The organism is Psychrobacter sp. TS_SC_6 (genome assembly GCF_056156305.1).
Map to the genome: position 1 here is coordinate 2,050,357 of NZ_CM149590.1, position 16,024 is coordinate 2,066,380.

Annotated in this window: 13 protein-coding genes and 2 tRNA genes; 6 read left to right on the forward strand and 9 right to left on the reverse strand. The window is 43.3% G+C overall.

All coding sequences use genetic code 11. The features are described 5' to 3' along the window. Window positions 1–11: 11 nt before the first annotated feature. The 7 genes from AC0J5Y_RS08635 to AC0J5Y_RS08665 form a co-directional block, all read right to left on the reverse strand. Window positions 12–1,370 carry an ABC transporter ATP-binding protein gene (locus tag AC0J5Y_RS08635; protein WP_475130315.1) on the reverse strand — a complete coding sequence of 453 codons (1,359 nt, stop codon included), beginning with the start codon at window positions 1,368–1,370 and terminating at the stop codon, window positions 12–14. A gap of 159 nt (window positions 1,371–1,529) precedes the next feature. Then, window positions 1,530–3,215, reverse strand: a complete 1,686-nt coding sequence (locus AC0J5Y_RS08640) for an ABC transporter permease (RefSeq protein ID WP_475130316.1) — start codon at window positions 3,213–3,215, stop codon at window positions 1,530–1,532. A 53-nt stretch (window positions 3,216–3,268) separates the two neighbouring features. Beyond that, window positions 3,269–4,393, reverse strand: a complete 1,125-nt coding sequence (locus AC0J5Y_RS08645) for an extracellular solute-binding protein (RefSeq protein WP_475132137.1) — start codon at window positions 4,391–4,393, stop codon at window positions 3,269–3,271. A 252-nt stretch (window positions 4,394–4,645) separates the two neighbouring features. Next, complete coding sequence (locus tag AC0J5Y_RS08650; protein ID WP_475130317.1) at window positions 4,646–5,386, reverse strand: 16S rRNA (uracil(1498)-N(3))-methyltransferase; 741 nt, start codon at window positions 5,384–5,386, stop codon at window positions 4,646–4,648. 8 nt (window positions 5,387–5,394) lie between these two features. Then, on the reverse strand, window positions 5,395–6,975 hold the full coding sequence (locus tag AC0J5Y_RS08655) for a 3-deoxy-D-manno-octulosonic acid transferase (RefSeq protein ID WP_475130318.1): 1,581 nt from the start codon (window positions 6,973–6,975) through the stop codon (window positions 5,395–5,397). Window positions 6,976–7,097: 122 nt separating this feature from the next. Beyond that, window positions 7,098–8,597 (reverse strand): tetratricopeptide repeat protein, encoded by a 1,500-nt coding sequence (locus tag AC0J5Y_RS08660; protein WP_475130319.1) that lies wholly within the window; start codon window positions 8,595–8,597, stop codon window positions 7,098–7,100. A gap of 102 nt (window positions 8,598–8,699) precedes the next feature. Next, entirely contained in the window at window positions 8,700–10,298 is a 1,599-nt protein-coding gene (locus tag AC0J5Y_RS08665; protein ID WP_475130320.1) for a cardiolipin synthase, read from the reverse strand. A gap of 326 nt (window positions 10,299–10,624) precedes the next feature. On the opposite strand from AC0J5Y_RS08665, the gene AC0J5Y_RS08670 reads away from it, so the two are divergent. Beyond that, a tRNA-Val gene (locus AC0J5Y_RS08670) sits at window positions 10,625–10,700 on the forward strand. 65 nt (window positions 10,701–10,765) lie between these two features. Continuing rightward, a tRNA-Asp gene (locus AC0J5Y_RS08675) sits at window positions 10,766–10,842 on the forward strand. Between the two features lie 278 nt (window positions 10,843–11,120). Here AC0J5Y_RS08675 and orn read toward each other — a convergent pair. After that, the gene (orn, locus tag AC0J5Y_RS08680) at window positions 11,121–11,708 is read right to left on the reverse strand and encodes an oligoribonuclease (protein ID WP_475130321.1); all 588 of its coding nucleotides are present in this window, start codon (window positions 11,706–11,708) and stop codon (window positions 11,121–11,123) included. Between the two features lie 251 nt (window positions 11,709–11,959). On the opposite strand from orn, the gene rsgA reads away from it, so the two are divergent. The 4 genes from rsgA to secB all read left to right on the forward strand — a co-directional run bounded on the left by rsgA (window position 11,960) and on the right by secB (window position 14,870). Beyond that, window positions 11,960–13,063, forward strand: coding sequence for a ribosome small subunit-dependent GTPase A (gene rsgA, locus AC0J5Y_RS08685; protein ID WP_475130322.1), 1,104 nt, complete (start codon window positions 11,960–11,962; stop codon window positions 13,061–13,063). 147 nt (window positions 13,064–13,210) lie between these two features. Beyond that, window positions 13,211–13,666, forward strand: a complete 456-nt coding sequence (locus tag AC0J5Y_RS08690) for a rhodanese-like domain-containing protein (protein ID WP_475130323.1) — start codon at window positions 13,211–13,213, stop codon at window positions 13,664–13,666. A gap of 292 nt (window positions 13,667–13,958) precedes the next feature. Continuing rightward, window positions 13,959–14,222 (forward strand): glutaredoxin 3, encoded by a 264-nt coding sequence (grxC, locus tag AC0J5Y_RS08695; protein WP_475130324.1) that lies wholly within the window; start codon window positions 13,959–13,961, stop codon window positions 14,220–14,222. Between the two features lie 192 nt (window positions 14,223–14,414). Beyond that, entirely contained in the window at window positions 14,415–14,870 is a 456-nt protein-coding gene (secB, locus tag AC0J5Y_RS08700) for a protein-export chaperone SecB (protein WP_475132138.1), read from the forward strand. A 389-nt stretch (window positions 14,871–15,259) separates the two neighbouring features. Here secB and adk read toward each other — a convergent pair whose 3' ends face one another. Continuing rightward, window positions 15,260–15,916, reverse strand: coding sequence for an adenylate kinase (adk, locus tag AC0J5Y_RS08705; protein WP_475130325.1), 657 nt, complete (start codon window positions 15,914–15,916; stop codon window positions 15,260–15,262). Window positions 15,917–16,024: the final 108 nt, after the last annotated feature.

Sequence of the window (16,024 nt, forward strand, 5' to 3'; positions counted from 1 at the left end):
AATAAACGCTATCAGATGTCCTCAAACCGTTCTGACCTATCATACTCGGACCACGTGGTGGCGTTGATGTCTTTTTCATCAAATACCACGACATGCTCGAGAATTGGCAAAATACCAATTTGCGTGCCAATTTCATGGTTATGATGACTGGCGACTAAAGACAATACTGTTTGACCATCAGCAAGCTGCAAGCGATATAAGTAGTTGGCACCGCGAAATACCCGACCAACGACCAATGCGGTCTGCGTACTGTCATCATCATGGATAATATCATCGGGACGCACCAATACCTTAATCGGCGTCCCATTCGGATAATCGTACTCACAATACTGCGGCTGACCGGACGCATCATAGACTTCCATCCGTCGATAAATATTACCAAGTGCCGTCTCGACATGGCCTTCTTTGATGATGCCGTCTATCATCGCTCCTTCACCGACAAACTCCGCAACAAACGGGCTGACTGGCTCATGATATAGCTCACTTGGGGTCGCCCATTGTACCAGCTTACCTTTATGCATCACCCCAACTTTATCAGCGAGCGCAAACGCTTCATTTTGATCATGAGTGACCAAAATAGCGGTGGTATTGGTGCGCTTAAGAATATCGCGGACATTCATGGCTAGGGATTCACGCAGCACCACATCCAAGTTCGAAAACGGCTCATCGAGTAGCAGTAGCTTCGGCTTCGGCGCCAATGCACGAGCCAATGCCACCCGCTGCTGCTGCCCACCTGAGAGCTCACTGGGACGCTTATCAGCGTGTTCAGACAGCTCTACCAACGCTAGCATTTCAGCAACACGGGCTTTTTTGTCGGCAGCTGACCATTTATTGAGACCAAAAGCGATATTTTTTGCCACGCTTAAATGTCCAAACAGCGCATAGTCTTGAAATACCATCCCCATGCCGCGCTTGGCAGGCGCAACAGCAAATGAGAGTCGCGCTGCTTGCTCTGTCAGCCTCTGATTGTTAAGCGTGATTTTGCCGCTACGACTCTCCTCTAATCCTGCAATCGCTCTTAATGCCGTGGTCTTTCCGCAGCCGCTATAACCCAAAAAGCAGCCAATTTCACCCTGCTGCAAGTTTAGCGATAAACCATTGACCACGATGGTATCATCATAACCCACTACCAAATCCTGTACCCTAAAATAGGGCTGAGTGGCAGCGGGCTCATGTTTCTTTATACATGAGCCATCTACACCAGCAATACCTTGTCGCAATTCTCTCTCAGCGACAGCCTTTGCCATTTGCGCTTTAGTCAGAATAGTCACAGGTGGCTTTTTCACATTACTTTGTCGTGCTTTACTCTGAGGCTCTACAGCATCAGCATGTGCTGGATTTATTGAATCGTTCATCAAGTCAGTATACATAGACAGTACCAATAAGCTATTAGTGAAGAAAATCCAGCGTCACAACATTCAAAATATTAGACGTTAAAAACATGAAACTTTAAAAGTGTGAATAACCTGAGAAGCACCAATTAGAATCCGTTGATCATTTAAGCACAATACTTTAATTAAAAAAATACCTTAACCCTGCTTATCGCTTTGACGCAGTAATATCCAAACAGGAATAAGACCGACCAATACAATCAACAAACTTGGCAAGGCAGCGCGTCCCCACATGCCTTCACTGGTCATCTCAAATACCCGAACGGCTAGCGTATCCCAACCTTGACGCCGCGTCATCAAAGTAATCGGCATCTCTTTCATCACTTCGACAAAACCCATCAGCAAACCCGTTAATACCCCTGGACTCAATACGGGCAACATCACTTGCCGCCAGCGCTGAAAAGGACTATCGCTAAGCAATTTAGCCGCCGCTTCTTGATTGACGGTCAAGCGCTGAAGCTGACGGTCTACCGGCTGAAAGCTCACCGTCATAAAACGTGTTGATAATGCGAGCAGCATAACAATCACACTGCCAGATAAGAACTGCGTAGAGGTTATACCAAAAGCAATCAGCTGATTATCAAGCCAAGCAATTGGAATAAAGATACCGACCGCTAATACCGTACCCGGCACCACATAACCCAAATTGGCTAAAGTAGTCATAAGCTTGGTAGATTTGTCCGGATATTGACGCTTAATCCACGCAATCATAATCGCCAAGACCGCAATAAACGCAGTGGTCATACTAGCAATCATGAGGCTATTGATGACAAAATCAATATAGCGGGCATCAAAATCTTGCTGAAAATTTGCCGCTGTCCAATAGATAAGCTGTGCAAAGGGGATCAAAAACGCGATCAAAAATACCAGCGTACAAAGCAGCGTCATAGCAAACCTAGCAGGTTTACTGACCTCAAAACGTTGGCTACTACCTTGGGCAATAATATTACCGCGTTTTGCTTGCCAATATTGTTCAAACAAGACGACGATGAAGACCACACCAATTAATAGTGCTGCCAACTGCGCTGCGGTCGTCAAGCTAAAAAACCCAAACCAAGCTTTATAGATGGCAGTAGTAAAAGTATCAACATTGAATACTGACACCGCGCCAAAGTCTGCTAGTGTCTCCATACTTGCCAGTAGCAAACCACCGATGACCCAAGGTAATGCTTGCGGTAATGCCAACCGAAAAAATACTCGACTACGACTTAAGCCAAGCATCTGCCCAGCTTCAATAGCTCGCCTACCCTGAGATAAAAAGGCTTGGCGCGCCAGCAAATACACATAAGGATAAAATGCCAATGACAAGATCAGCCCTGCACCCCAGACATTACGTACTGACGGGATAGCAGTCGTAAAACCAAAATCTCTTAATGCCGTTTGTAATGGTCCACTAAAATCAACGATACCAACTGTGACAAATGCTAAGACATAAGCTGGCATAGCAAGCGGCAACATCAGCGCCCACGAAAAAAACCGCTGTCCAGGGAAGCGGTACATACTCGTAAGCCATGCCAATGCCGTGCCAATCGTGCCAGAAATTACTGTGACCATTAATAATAAAATAGCCGTATTTTTGAGGACTTGCGGCAATACGTACTCGCGCATATGCCCCCAAATATCAGCGACGGGCTGTGTCCATGACAATAGCACGATTAAAATCGGTACTAGCATAAACAACGAAATCAGTCCTAAGACTGATTTCGAGATGACACGTTTACGGGTAGCATGGTCTTGGCGAATAGAATTACTCGTATTGCCTATCTCATTGCTTTCATTGACAGTATTGTTCTGACTTGCAGACGATTCTGGCATTGTTATCATAAGTTATTACCGTGTCATACGTATCATAACTCCATTAAATGACTGGCAGACTTCTATTTATAGCCAGCTTTGTCCATCATTTGAATGGCTTGAGTTTGTAATTCACCAAATTTTTGTACATTGATGTCATCTGGTTTGAATTGACCCCAAGATCTAAGCATCTCTGACTCATCGACTCCAACTTTTACTGGGAATTCTTTATCAGCACTAGCATAAAGACCTTGTGCCTCATCAGAGGACAACCATTCCATCAGTTTTAATGCGCCATCGGCATTGTCTGAACCCGCTACCACACCAGCACCTGAGATATTCACATGCGTGCCTGTCGTACCTTGGTTTGCCCAAAATGTTTTTACTGGGAAGTTAGGTTTTTCATCAAGCAGGCGACCATAGTAGTAGCTGTTAGCAATACCCACTTCACACTGACCAGCAGCGATGGCTTCTAGTAGGCTGGTATCATCACTAAATACGTCGGTTGCTAAGTTATCAACCCAACCACGGATAACAGCTTCTGTTTTTTCAGCACCTAAATGCTCCATCATGCTCGCAACCAATGACTGGTTATAAACCTTTTTCGAGGTGCGTAGACACAATTTGCCTTTCCACTTTGGATCCGCCAAATCTGCATAAGTGGATAACTGATCAGCACTGACTTTACTTGGGTCATAAAAAATCGTACGGGCGCGCAATGACAAACCCGTCCAGCGACCTTCTGGATCACGATACTTAGCCGGTACATTTGCTTCCAAAACGCTAGAAGCAACAGGTTGCAGTAAACCTTGCTCAGCCGCTTGCCATAAGTTACCTGCGTCAACTGTCAAAAGCATATCGGCTGGGGTATTCTGACCTTCTGCTTGCAGACGCGCCATCAGTGGACCATCTTTGTCTGTCACCAGCTCAACCTTCACACCTGTCTGTTCAGTATAACGATCTAACAATGGCTGGATTAGCTGCTCATTACGTGATGAGTAAATAGTCACTGTCTGTCCATCAGCGGTAGCCGCTTCTGTTTTTGCTACTTCTTGCTCAGTGCTTGGCGCAGTCGTTTCGGCATCAACACTTTCTTCTGGCGTCGATGACTTACTACAGCCAGCAAGCGCCAACATCATGCCAAATACGGCAACTGGTAAAGTAAGCTTAGTAGAAGATAAATTTGCACTGATTACATTCAATGACATGGCTTTCCCCATAATAGCGCGGCAGATAGATAGGATAAATGACATTAGAAATCATAGATTGACGCGACCCCTAATATCTGGAAAGACATATACTAAGGGAAATGAGATTAATTATCAATACATTTATTTAGCCCGATTATTTAGTTAGATAATCGACAATTAATACGGCTTGCCATAGCTTTAAAACAGAAATTTATGTGATGAAAATGGATATTGCCCCATTTCTAATTAAGACTTATGGCAGTTATTATCTTACAACAGCCACTGCCCCAAGATAGCATTGACCGCGGCTTCGGTGCGCAATATTCGTGCACCAATATTTACCGCTTGGCAGCCTTGCCTTGCAAGCATCTCAACTTCATAGTCAATCCAGCCACCTTCTGCACCGATAAAAACCATACTTGGTAGTATTTGCTGAGGTGATTCAGCGTTTTCTAGCTGTTGCTGTATATATTGCGAAAATGATAATGCCCCATAAGGATGCGCTACGATCGCACGATTGGTAATGAGCTCTGCCAATTCATCTTCAACAAAGGGCTTAAAGCGTTTTTGCAAACTGATACGCGGGGCGACGGTATCAATGCCTTGTTGCAGACCTTCTGATACAAACTCATCAAGGCGATTCAGCATCGGGCTTTGCCAATAGCTTTTTTGCGTACGATAGCTATTAATCAAGATAATATCGCGGACGCCAAGCGCAGTCATGTCCATAATTAAACGGCGCAGCACCTTTGGTCGTGGCAATGCCAGCACTACTGTAAGGTCAAGCTTAGACGGCGGCGCTATTTTTAAATCTACATTACCAAGCAAAATACGTTCTGGTGTCATATCGGTGATGACAGCGCTGCCAAGATGACCTTCTAGCTGCCCAACTTTTAGGGTATCGCCTACTTTAGCTCCCAAAACTTGATTCACATGTTCAATTTGCGCCGCTGCATTGATGTAGGCAGATTCATTAGAGAAGTTTTTAGCGGGTAACAAGATACAGTTCATAATGGCTCTTAATCTAACTCTTGGCTAACATTTTGATGCTCATGCTGCTCAATGACCTTTTCAATCATCGTTAACTGACGACTTAATACGGCTTGCTGCTGCTCCGTCATCTGCGCGCCTGCTTGTCCTGCTTGCTTAGCCGACGTTAAATGACTCAGCCAATATTTCAGTTGTTGATAAAGAAGCGTTTCGTCATCGATAGATTGTAAATTCTCATTTTTTGGCTGACTATGATGACCAATCGCTTGATAAAAGGGGTTATTTGGCTGATATAACGCCCCGACACTCGCCAGTTTATCCGCGACGCTTTGGCAAGATTGAGTATGAACACCCATCAATACTGGTGTCGCCACACTTGCCGGCTCAACCGGATTATGTCCACCAACCTCGACCAATGAGCCGCCAACCAATGCCACATCAGCAAGCGTATACCAATGCATTAACTCACCCATGCTATCCGCCAGATAGACTTGGGTAGTTAGGTCGATAGTTTCTGCTGCACTGCGCCGTGCCATGGTCAAGCCTGAATGTTGAATCAGCGTTGCCACTTCATTAAAACGCTCTGGATGGCGTGGAACGATAATAAGTAGCGTTTTTGCCAATGCAGGGTTCGACAGTAATTGCTGCTGCCATGACAGTACCGTATCTTCTTCACCACTATGAGTGCTTGCTGCTACCCAAATTGGGCGATTGACTACGCCCAAATCACTCACCGCCACACTCGTTTTTTCTGCTAACTCTGCCTGCTCGCTATTTACAATATCAATCGCCTTATCATTATCTGTTTCATGTACATTAGACAATTTAGGCGTATTAATGACCCATTTTAGCGAGCCTGCCACCCGGATTTGGGCGCTATGCGCACCCAATTGTCGAAAGCGTTTGGCGGAGTCATTATCTTGCGCAATGATTAAACTCAAATTTTTCATCATGCTGGTGCTGACTGCGCCAATTTTTTGATAGCTTTTAAAAGAAGATGCTGACAGTCGCCCATTCACCAAGATACTTGGCATATGATGCTCAGATAATTTGGTTAAGATATTTGCCCATAGCTCTGTTTCTACAAATAAGGCAGCAACAGGTTGTACATGAGTCAAAAAGCGCTCAATCACCACCGGACTGTCAACCGGCACATAACTGTGACTTAATCGACCTTGCGCAATGTCTTCTGCAAATCGACTTGCACCGCGCGCAAAACCAGTTTGGGTAGTGTTGGTCAGCCATATCCGATAACCACGAGACAATAGTGCATCCAATAATGGTGCAACGGTATTGGTTTCTCCCAAAGAGACCGCGTGGCACCAGATGGTTTTATTTCGCTTATTAACATTGATGCTGCTGTTCAAATCCTCAGCTGGCAGATACGTTTCTGTGGCTATAGGAGGCGCAGGATAACGCTTACCAAAACGCTGTTCAACTTCTTGCTGATAATTATCACGCGCATGCGAGCGGTGCCATACTTGCAGGCGATATAACGGCTTTAATAAGCTTATGCCGACTTGATAATACGTAGGCGGCTTATATACCGCATGGCTCTGCAGAGGCTGTGCCTGAATAGAAAGATTTTTTGAGGTGTCAGAAGATGGCATGCAAAAGCCCAGATAATTAATGGAGCAGATAATAGGAGTCGCGCACAAAAAACGCACCAATTCTACCTGAATTTATTGCCAAACAATACGTTTTTAAATTCAAGGATGTTGGTCATCGTTTTTTAGACCAAAATAATAATGAGTAAGGCAATCACAATAATCACTGCAAACAATAGCTGATAGCGCTTAAGGCTATGCTGCTCTTGCTTTTGGGTATTGATTAACGTTTGTGCTTGTTGCCACTGACCGACCAAGCTTGCCGCTTCGATGTGCCCATTTTCTGCCGCTTGCTCGAGCCAATATTTACCAATCTTAAGGTCTTGCGTAACCCCTACGCCTTGATAATACATTTTACTCAGTAAACGTTGAGCGCGACTGTCATTTTTACCTGCTGCTTGTTGCACCCATTCAACCCCAGCCTCTATACCAGCGACTTTATCAGCGCCTTCGTTTGCTATCAGACCTTCGCCGAGCAGCTCATACATCGCCAAGCGTAACATCGCAGCACTGTTTCCTGCATTCGCAGCGTCTTCTAATCCCAATAAGGCCTGCTGCTTTGCTTGCAGATGCGCCTCTGAAAAGATGACTTGCTTACGGGGTTTTTCTTGCTTTGCAATATGACGTTCAAACTGATCTAAAACCTTGCACGCCTTCTCATATTCAGTTTCGCCCGTGGTCTGTGTTACTTCTATCTCATGTAGGTCTGTTAATAGTTGGCTAAAAATCTCTGGCGTGGGTGGTTTTTTTGCGACTGCTGTGGTTTTTACTGGTTCTACTATAGGTGCTACCGTTACGTTTGTTATTTCTATATCTTCTGCTAGTGGCGTTGATGTAATTGTAGTAGCTGATATAGAAGATACATTGTCCACTTTGTCATCTGAAAGTTGAGTTGTCACCATATCTATGGACGACTTACTATTCAAATAAAGGGATGTGCTACTATTTTCAAGGCCTACTTTCTCAATAAATACCTTTTCATTTGTTGTTTGAGTGTTTGGTTTATCTGCTATGGTCGTACCAACCAGATGAGGCTGATGATTGACAGCTTTTGGTAATCTGGCGCTCACCCCTTGATATAAGCCACTAGCAACTTGACCACCTTGCGCCGATTTAAACGCGCGGTCGATATGACCAAATAAACGCACCCCTATCGGTTCTAAAGCAAAGAAAAGCGGCATACTACTTTTATCACTGCTTTTTTTGGTCTTAATATCAGTATCAGCGCCATAAAACATCGCCATATGCTGATAAAAATCATCGTTGCTCGGTACTAACTCAGGATAGCGGGCATCTAGCTCGAACTGACCAAACCAACGCGCCGATTGTTGACATTGCTGCGCCAATACTCGTCCTGCATAAAACGCCAAAAACACCATAAAATTACGATAGCGTTCATCTTTTAATAACGTTGCTTCATCCCAAATGCCTGATTTGACCATATCGCGGCGTATCTGCGACAGTAGCGTATCTATGCGCTGCAAGCTTGCCAGCGATTCATCCAAACCACAGTGATGCAAATCCACTTCGTAAGCGATACCACCTGCGACAGCACGCCTTGCCAAAAAATCTTGCCAATAACCTGCTGCAATATAATCAAGAGGCGTTAAGGGCGATGCAGACATAAGAAACGCGTATCCTTTAAAAAAATAAATTAATCATAGAGGCAATGAACTAAAGGCAATTATGCAAAATATAGTGCTTACCTTAACTTAAAATATGTAGTGCTACAATAATGGACTAAATAAGCGTATCACATTATCAAACAAGCGTTCAGCCTTATGACGCTGTTGCCACTGATCCAAGGTTAAAAAACGACAGCTTTGTAAATACGAATCTTGACAAGCGGCAACTTGCGCGACCATTTCAGGCGTATAAATCGCCAAACTGACTTCCATGTTCAGATAAAAGCTGCGCATATCGATATTGACGGTGCCAAATAGACAATAATCGTCATCTATAACTACTGTTTTGGCATGCAGCAAACCACCCTTAAACAGAGCAATGGAAACGCCCGCTTCTAACAACTCTTGGTAATACGCTTGCGAGGCGTGCTGAACTAAGAATGAATCAACCTTTTCAGGGATAATCAGTGTAACTTTTACCCCGCGCTTGGCTGCCGTCACTAGCGCGCCTGACAAAGCTTCATCCGGTACAAAGTATGGCGTTGTGATACAAATACAGTGATTAGCACGATGTAAAACGGTGACTAAGGTATTATAAATAACGTGAGCGGTCACTTGTGGCGCTGAAGGAATCAGCTGCGCGACCACGCCTTTTACTATCGGCATTTGCGGAATCACTGTCGACATCGCACCAGTACAGGGGTTTTCTACATTTTCTAGCCCCTCATCCAACACTTTAATGCGACTATTGATGTCATTAATCGTCGGATTGCGCACATATAGCTTACGTGTGTAGCTGTTGACTCGTTGATGCAACGCATCTAGATTGTCGCTATTTTCCGCACCAATATCAGTTGCCACTACTTTTGCCATCGCAGTAGCAATACTGATGTCGTTATCACTGACACTGCGTATCGCCACATCAATCCACTCACCGACGTCTTTATCCTGCTTAAAAAACTTAGGGTCGACCAAATTAAAGCTACCGATATAACCGATATACTCATCAATGACTACGATTTTACGATGGTTACGTAGATCTGAACGCTTAAATAACGTTTTAAATAACCCTACTGGCAATGACTGATGGACAAAAACGCCTGCTTTTTCTAATTTTCGATGGGCTTTACTGTTAAAAAAACTAAAACTCCCCACACTATCAATCAGAATATGACATTCAACTCCGCGTTGAGCGGCTGCCATTAATGATTCTATAACATCAAGCACCTGCCCCTTAGGATAAATAATATAAAACTCCATCAAAATACTGCGCTGAGCGGCATCGATGTCATCAATCAAACGTTTAAAAATAATATTGGCGTGCGTCAACAGCTGCATATCGTGGTCTGAGAAAACCCCAAACCCTGTCCAGCGCGTACCAATATGGCTGACTCCGCGATAATGGGTTGGCAGCACCTCTTGCCCTTCATCAAATATCAAGCGCTCGCGCTGTGCCATCTCATTCATCAATAGCCGCGCCTGATCCATGCGCTGGCGATAACGCCGACCTATCATCGGCTCACCTACCAGAACATAAGCCATCAAGCCAAATACGGGCAAAGTAAACAAAACCGCTATCCATGCAATTGCCACCCCAATATTGCGCTGTACCGAGACAATGCGCAAGGTCATCACGATCATCAAAATAATATGAAAGACCAGACCAAGACCAGCAAAGTCTGTCCATGACCATGCTGCCACTTGCTGCTCAGTAGTAGATAAAGAGTCTATTGTTTTCGCCTCCAACCTTTAATAGCAGAATATAATCAAATATAAGCAATCAAGTATAGAGGCTTTTATCCGCCACGCAATAGGTAACTATTCACTGACTAGGTAGTTGCCATATGTGCTGTCACAGCATCTAGCCATACTCTCAAAAGCCTTTTTAATAATCATTTTTAAAAAAATGTAAAATAGTGTTTGACAGCCATGTGTAAATCTATATAATACACACCCACAGCAGCAGAGCTTAGTGACAAACTTAGAGCTCAGTTGATGTTGAATAAATTGCCTAGCAATTGTTCGAAGGGTGATTAGCTCAGTTGGTAGAGCGTCTGCCTTACACGCAGAATGTCGGCGGTTCGAATCCGTCATCACCCACCACTATTTAGTATAGCGTTACTATTAAGTAATAGGCTAAGTGGTTAAATAAACTAAGTACGACCTAAGCAGCGGTAGTTCAGTTGGTTAGAATACCGGCCTGTCACGCCGGGGGTCGCGGGTTCGAGTCCCGTCCGCTGCGCCATATTTAAAACTTAGTTTTAATACAAAAGTTTCAACCTCAAGTATTACTTTACTTGAGGTTTTTTTGTGCCCGATAAATTATACGAATATTTGACTTATATAATATTTTTCTTTTAAACTCTCTACATCTTCATAAGCTGTTAACGCTTCTTGCTTTTATTCTATATGCCTTTAAGAGCAAAAGACTCCTTTCTCAAAGCCTTCAAAAAAATTAGCCCAATCGTAGCGCTTGATTCATCTGAAGGCTTTTTTGATACCTTTTTTTCTAAGGTGCCGATTTTAAGGTATCAGTTTAAAAAAATGCTGACGATAGTGCTTAAGCTCACGAATTGAATCACGAATATCATCTAATGCTAAATGACTGCCGCCTTTCTCAAAATTCTTGAGAACATCAGGACGCCAGCGGAAACACAGCTCTTTGATAGACGACACATCAAGATTACGATAATGAAAGAATTTTTCTAATTCTGGCATTTGACGTGCCATAAAGCGGCGGTCTTGGCAAATCGAGTTACCGCACATCGGCGACTTGCCACTATCAACCCATTTATTCAAAAATTTAATGGTTTCAGCTTCCGCCTCAGCCAATGTCACCGTACTACGACGTACACGGTCGACCAGTCCTGACTGCCCATGCTGCTTGGTATTCCAGTCATCCATACCATTTAACTTTTGATCTGATACTTTAATCGCAAAGACAGGTCCTTCGGCAAGGACGTTCAAATCTTCATCGGTGACAACAGTCGCTATCTCGATAATCTCATCATTTAGAGTATCAAGTCCGGTCATTTCTAAATCAATCCATACCAGCCCTTTTTTGCCTTGGTTTCTGATTTTAATTTTATTGGGATGGTCGCCGGTGGTCATAAAATATCCTATGGTCAATAAAGTTTGAGACAACTTACAAGCAATGCTTTAATAGCAATGTGAATAAAATAATGCGCCTATCTAACTGTCTTAGTGCAAAAAATGTTTGTACTTAGGCAGCTGTGAATTTCACTTAGAATGTATGAATACTAAAATATTACAAAATCTCTGCCCAGTGCAGGCGCTTTAGGCTGTATGTTAGCAAATTTTCACGCTACACTGAGCAATATTTTATAATAGGTTACCAACCCATGGCATTAATCCGACAACGCAAACTAACGAAACAACAGATTCGGCGCATCGATAAGCAGCAATTATTAAGTCAAGACAGTATCGATGACAGTTTGATGGATGGCGTGGTCATGGCGCATTATGGCAAGCAGTTGGAAGTACAAGTAACCAGTTTACCAGCATTCATACCCGTGCAGCCTGAGGTTGCACCTGATGACCCTGAGCCGTTTTGGCAAGCGTTGGCACTCGGTGATATTTGGCGCTGCCACGTACGAACCAATCTGCCGATGCTAGCAGCAGGTGATCAAGTGCGCTGGAATGCTGACTCTAATACAGGATTTGGTCGGATAGAATCAGTGAAACCACGTACGTCATTGGTATCCCGACCTGACCGCTATCATAAGCTCAAGCCTGTCGCTGCCAATGTCGATATTTTAGCGATCGTATTTGCACCCTTACCTGCTGCCGCACCGACCCTTATAGATCGCTATTTAGTCGTTTGCCATCATGCTGGGGTCAAGCCTTTATTGGTGCTCAATAAAGCCGATTTATTGGCTCAAGAAAAAGGCGTCGGTACCAATGAGTTATTGGCGCAATATGCCGCACTTGGTTATGAAAGCGTTTTGACCTCAGTTGATTGTCCAGAAAACGTCGCTGATAGCGATGAGCAGGAAGGACTTGATGAACTAAAACGCTATATAGATAAAAAGCTGGTTATTTTCGCAGGGCAATCTGGCGTCGGTAAAAGCAGCTTGATCAATGCGCTGCTACCTGAATCAGCACAAAGCGTGAATATCATCTCTGATAACTCAAAACTTGGTCAACATACCACTACCACCAGTCGCTTACTGCCTTTTAATCCAGCCGATTTGACCCAAGGCGGCATCGTCGATACCCCTGGTATTCGCGAGTATGGTATTTGGCACTTGACGCCTGATGACATTATTTCTGGCTTTGTTGAGCTTGCGCCACTATCTGGTGACTGTCAGTTCCGCGACTGTCGCCATACTCATAATAGTAAAGGCTGCGCATTATGGGAGGCAGTTGCTGAGGGCAAAGTATTGCAGCGCCGCGTTGAAAACCTTGTGACGCTAAGAGAAGAGGCTGATACTAAGCCTTATTGAGCATTATTAATTCTTATCTACTGTTAATCACGATGATGACCATCACACGTTTACTATGGATAGGCTAATCGGTATAATAACGCCTTGTTCAATCCATTAGGCTGTCTTCTCAGCGTAATAGAACACTTATTTTTTTGGAGGTATGGTTTGGATCGTGCGCTGGAATTTGTGGGCAACCACCCTTTTTTATTTGGTATATTAGCCGTACTAGCTGTACTATTTTTTGCTATTGAAAACAAACGTAGCGGTAAAAAGATTTCACCCAATACTCTTGGTATGATGGTGAACTCGCAAAATGCGCAGCTTATCGATATCCGTGCCAAAAAGAAGTTTGTCACCGGTTATATCCAAGGCAGTCGCAATATCCCATTTACTGAGCTAAAAGACCGTATCGAGGAAATTCGTGCGATTGAACAGCCAGTGATTATTATCTGCGATATGGGCGTACAAGCAGGTGCTGCCATTCAGATGATTGGTAAAGAAAGCGTTTATCGCTTAGAAGGCGGTGTTGGTGGCTGGCAAGCTGCTGGGATGCCACTTGTTGGCTTAAAAGATGCTAAGCCGAAGACTAAAGTCAAAGCAAAACCGAGCTTGCATAAGTAGTTTGATAGCGCACTTTATTAAACTATGACTTACTATCTATCGGTAGTGCATAAAAAAGACACCTCTTCATAGGGTGTTTTTTTTATGTGGCATTTATCATACTGACAACGCTTTTGTATATATTTGGCTTGAATTTCTATTGCTTATCCCCACTTTATAGTAAGCATAATAGAATATAGGCTTGTGATTTACTTGATTGCAGCCTCTATAGGCAAATCTTATAATACTACTCTCCCATCCTATAACCTATCCGATAACAATTGCTCTATACATTTATAAATAAGGATTTATCATGACTGTATCTGTTAAAGTTTATACTACCCCTATCTGTCCATATTGCTCAAATGCCAAGCAACTGCTGAAATCAAAAGGCGTTGATTATGAAGAGATTGGCATGCACGATATGAGCAGCGAGGATCGCCGTGCTCTCATGCAAAAGACCAATAATTATCGCACTGTGCCACAAATCTTCGTCGGTGAGACCTTTGTCGGTGGTTTTGATGAGCTCAATCAAATGAACCAACAAGGCAAACTTGACGAGCTATTAGCGGGTTAATTTGCTATTTTGCTATTCTGGCTGTCTTTATTTATTTTACTAATCTATGTGAGTCATTTATATAACTAACGATAGGGACAGCTATAAAGGGCTTTGATAAAAAATATCGAGCTTTTGTCTCGAATTATATTACAATGCTATTTTACTAAAATGACAGTTTGCCCAATCACTTGATTAACTTTTAGAGGAATTATCATGGCTGAAGAACAAGCACAACCACAATTAGCACTAGAACGTATTTATGTCAAAGACATGTCACTTGAAGTCCCAGGCGCTAGCGTATTCACCAAAGAGTGGAATCCTGAGCTTGATATTAATCTATCTAGTAATGCCGAAAAACTGGACGATGATCATTATCAGGTTGTATTGACCGTTAGTGTCACTGCGAAAAATGCTGAAGAAGCGGCGTTTATCGCGGAAGTTCATCAAGCAGGTATCTTCTTATTAAAAGACATCCCAGAAGATCAAATTGGTCAAATCCTAGGTGCTTATTGCCCGAATGTTTTGTTCCCATATGCTCGTGAAGTCATCAGCGACATCGTAACGCGTGGTAGCTTCCCGCAATTGTTACTTGCCCCAGTGAATTTTGATCAAGCTTTTGCGCAAAGTCAGCAGCAAGCACAAGTTGATGCTGAAGGTAACGCTTAATTTTTAAATTAAACGCTACTGGCTGTATCAGTAAAACGTTTTAGTAAAACAGCCATTTACTTATTATGAGTAAATGGCTGTTTTATGGAAATTTTTAGAGTTTATTTTTAATCATTTAGATTTATAGTCAATGAAAAGTAAAATCGATACATCAATAGTCCTGTACTACTGGTATCAATTTTTCTCGCTTGCTGTGCGCTTTGCACTCCAGAGGCTTCGAAAAATTTATCCCAGTAGCACTGTAGCGACTTTAAAGTATTTCAACTATATGTTGCGATTGGTCATTATCTTTGACCCATTAAAAAACCCTGCTGATTGCTATTACTAGCGGCAGGGTCTTTCATAACACTATTCGATTAATCTGATATATTCTAGCGTCAGTACAAATATTAGCCTTTTAGGGCAGAAAATATTTGTTGCTTAACGTCATCAATACCTTGGGTACCATCGAACTTATCATACTTAGGCGCATCACCGCCTTCTTTAGCTTTGTTCTGATAAAAGCCAACGAGGGCTGATGTTTGCTCATGATACGTAGCTAAGCGGTCGCGAATGGTTGATTCTTTATCATCTTCACGCTGAATAAGCGGCTCACCGGTGACATCATCAATGCCTTCTTGCTTTGGTGGATTGTGGTCAACGTGATAAACACGACCAGAGCCAGCATGTTGGCGACGACCTGATAATCGCTTGACGATTTCATCATCAGGTACACTGATTTCAATCACATGGTCAATCGTCACGTTGGCATCTGCCAGCGCTTGCGCTTGTGGGATAGTACGCGGGAAACCATCTAAAATACAGCCGTTCACACAATCAGGCTTAGCGATGCGTTCTTGCACGAGGTTAATGATCAGATCATCAGAAACCAAACCACCAGCGTTCATCACGTCTTTGGCTTGTTTGCCAAGTTCAGTGCCTTCTTTGATTGCTGCACGCAGCATATCACCCGTTGAGATCTGCGGAATATCATATTCTTTAGAAATAAACTGGGCTTGGGTACCTTTACCGGCGCCTGGTGGACCTAGCAAAATAATACGCATCATTACACGATTCTCCTTAATAAATAGGATTTGGGGACTAACAAAACTTAGGGATTGGTAGTTTGCAGAGCTTACCTTACCTTGTGGCTTTCAAAAGCTCAAGTATTTTTA

Coding starts and splice junctions, on each gene's coding strand:
- AC0J5Y_RS08635 (WP_475130315.1), bottom strand. CDS start 1,370: ATGTATACTGACTTGATGAACGATTCAATAAATCCAGCACATGCTGAT.
- AC0J5Y_RS08655 (WP_475130318.1), bottom strand. CDS start 6,975: ATGCCATCTTCTGACACCTCAAAAAATCTTTCTATTCAGGCACAGCCT.
- grxC (WP_475130324.1), top strand. CDS start 13,959: ATGACTGTATCTGTTAAAGTTTATACTACCCCTATCTGTCCATATTGC.
- AC0J5Y_RS08640 (WP_475130316.1), bottom strand. CDS start 3,215: ATGATAACAATGCCAGAATCGTCTGCAAGTCAGAACAATACTGTCAAT.
- AC0J5Y_RS08645 (WP_475132137.1), bottom strand. CDS start 4,393: ATGTCATTGAATGTAATCAGTGCAAATTTATCTTCTACTAAGCTTACT.
- rsgA (WP_475130322.1), top strand. CDS start 11,960: ATGGCATTAATCCGACAACGCAAACTAACGAAACAACAGATTCGGCGC.
- AC0J5Y_RS08650 (WP_475130317.1), bottom strand. CDS start 5,386: ATGAACTGTATCTTGTTACCCGCTAAAAACTTCTCTAATGAATCTGCC.
- orn (WP_475130321.1), bottom strand. CDS start 11,708: ATGACCACCGGCGACCATCCCAATAAAATTAAAATCAGAAACCAAGGC.
- AC0J5Y_RS08660 (WP_475130319.1), bottom strand. CDS start 8,597: ATGTCTGCATCGCCCTTAACGCCTCTTGATTATATTGCAGCAGGTTAT.
- adk (WP_475130325.1), bottom strand. CDS start 15,916: ATGATGCGTATTATTTTGCTAGGTCCACCAGGCGCCGGTAAAGGTACC.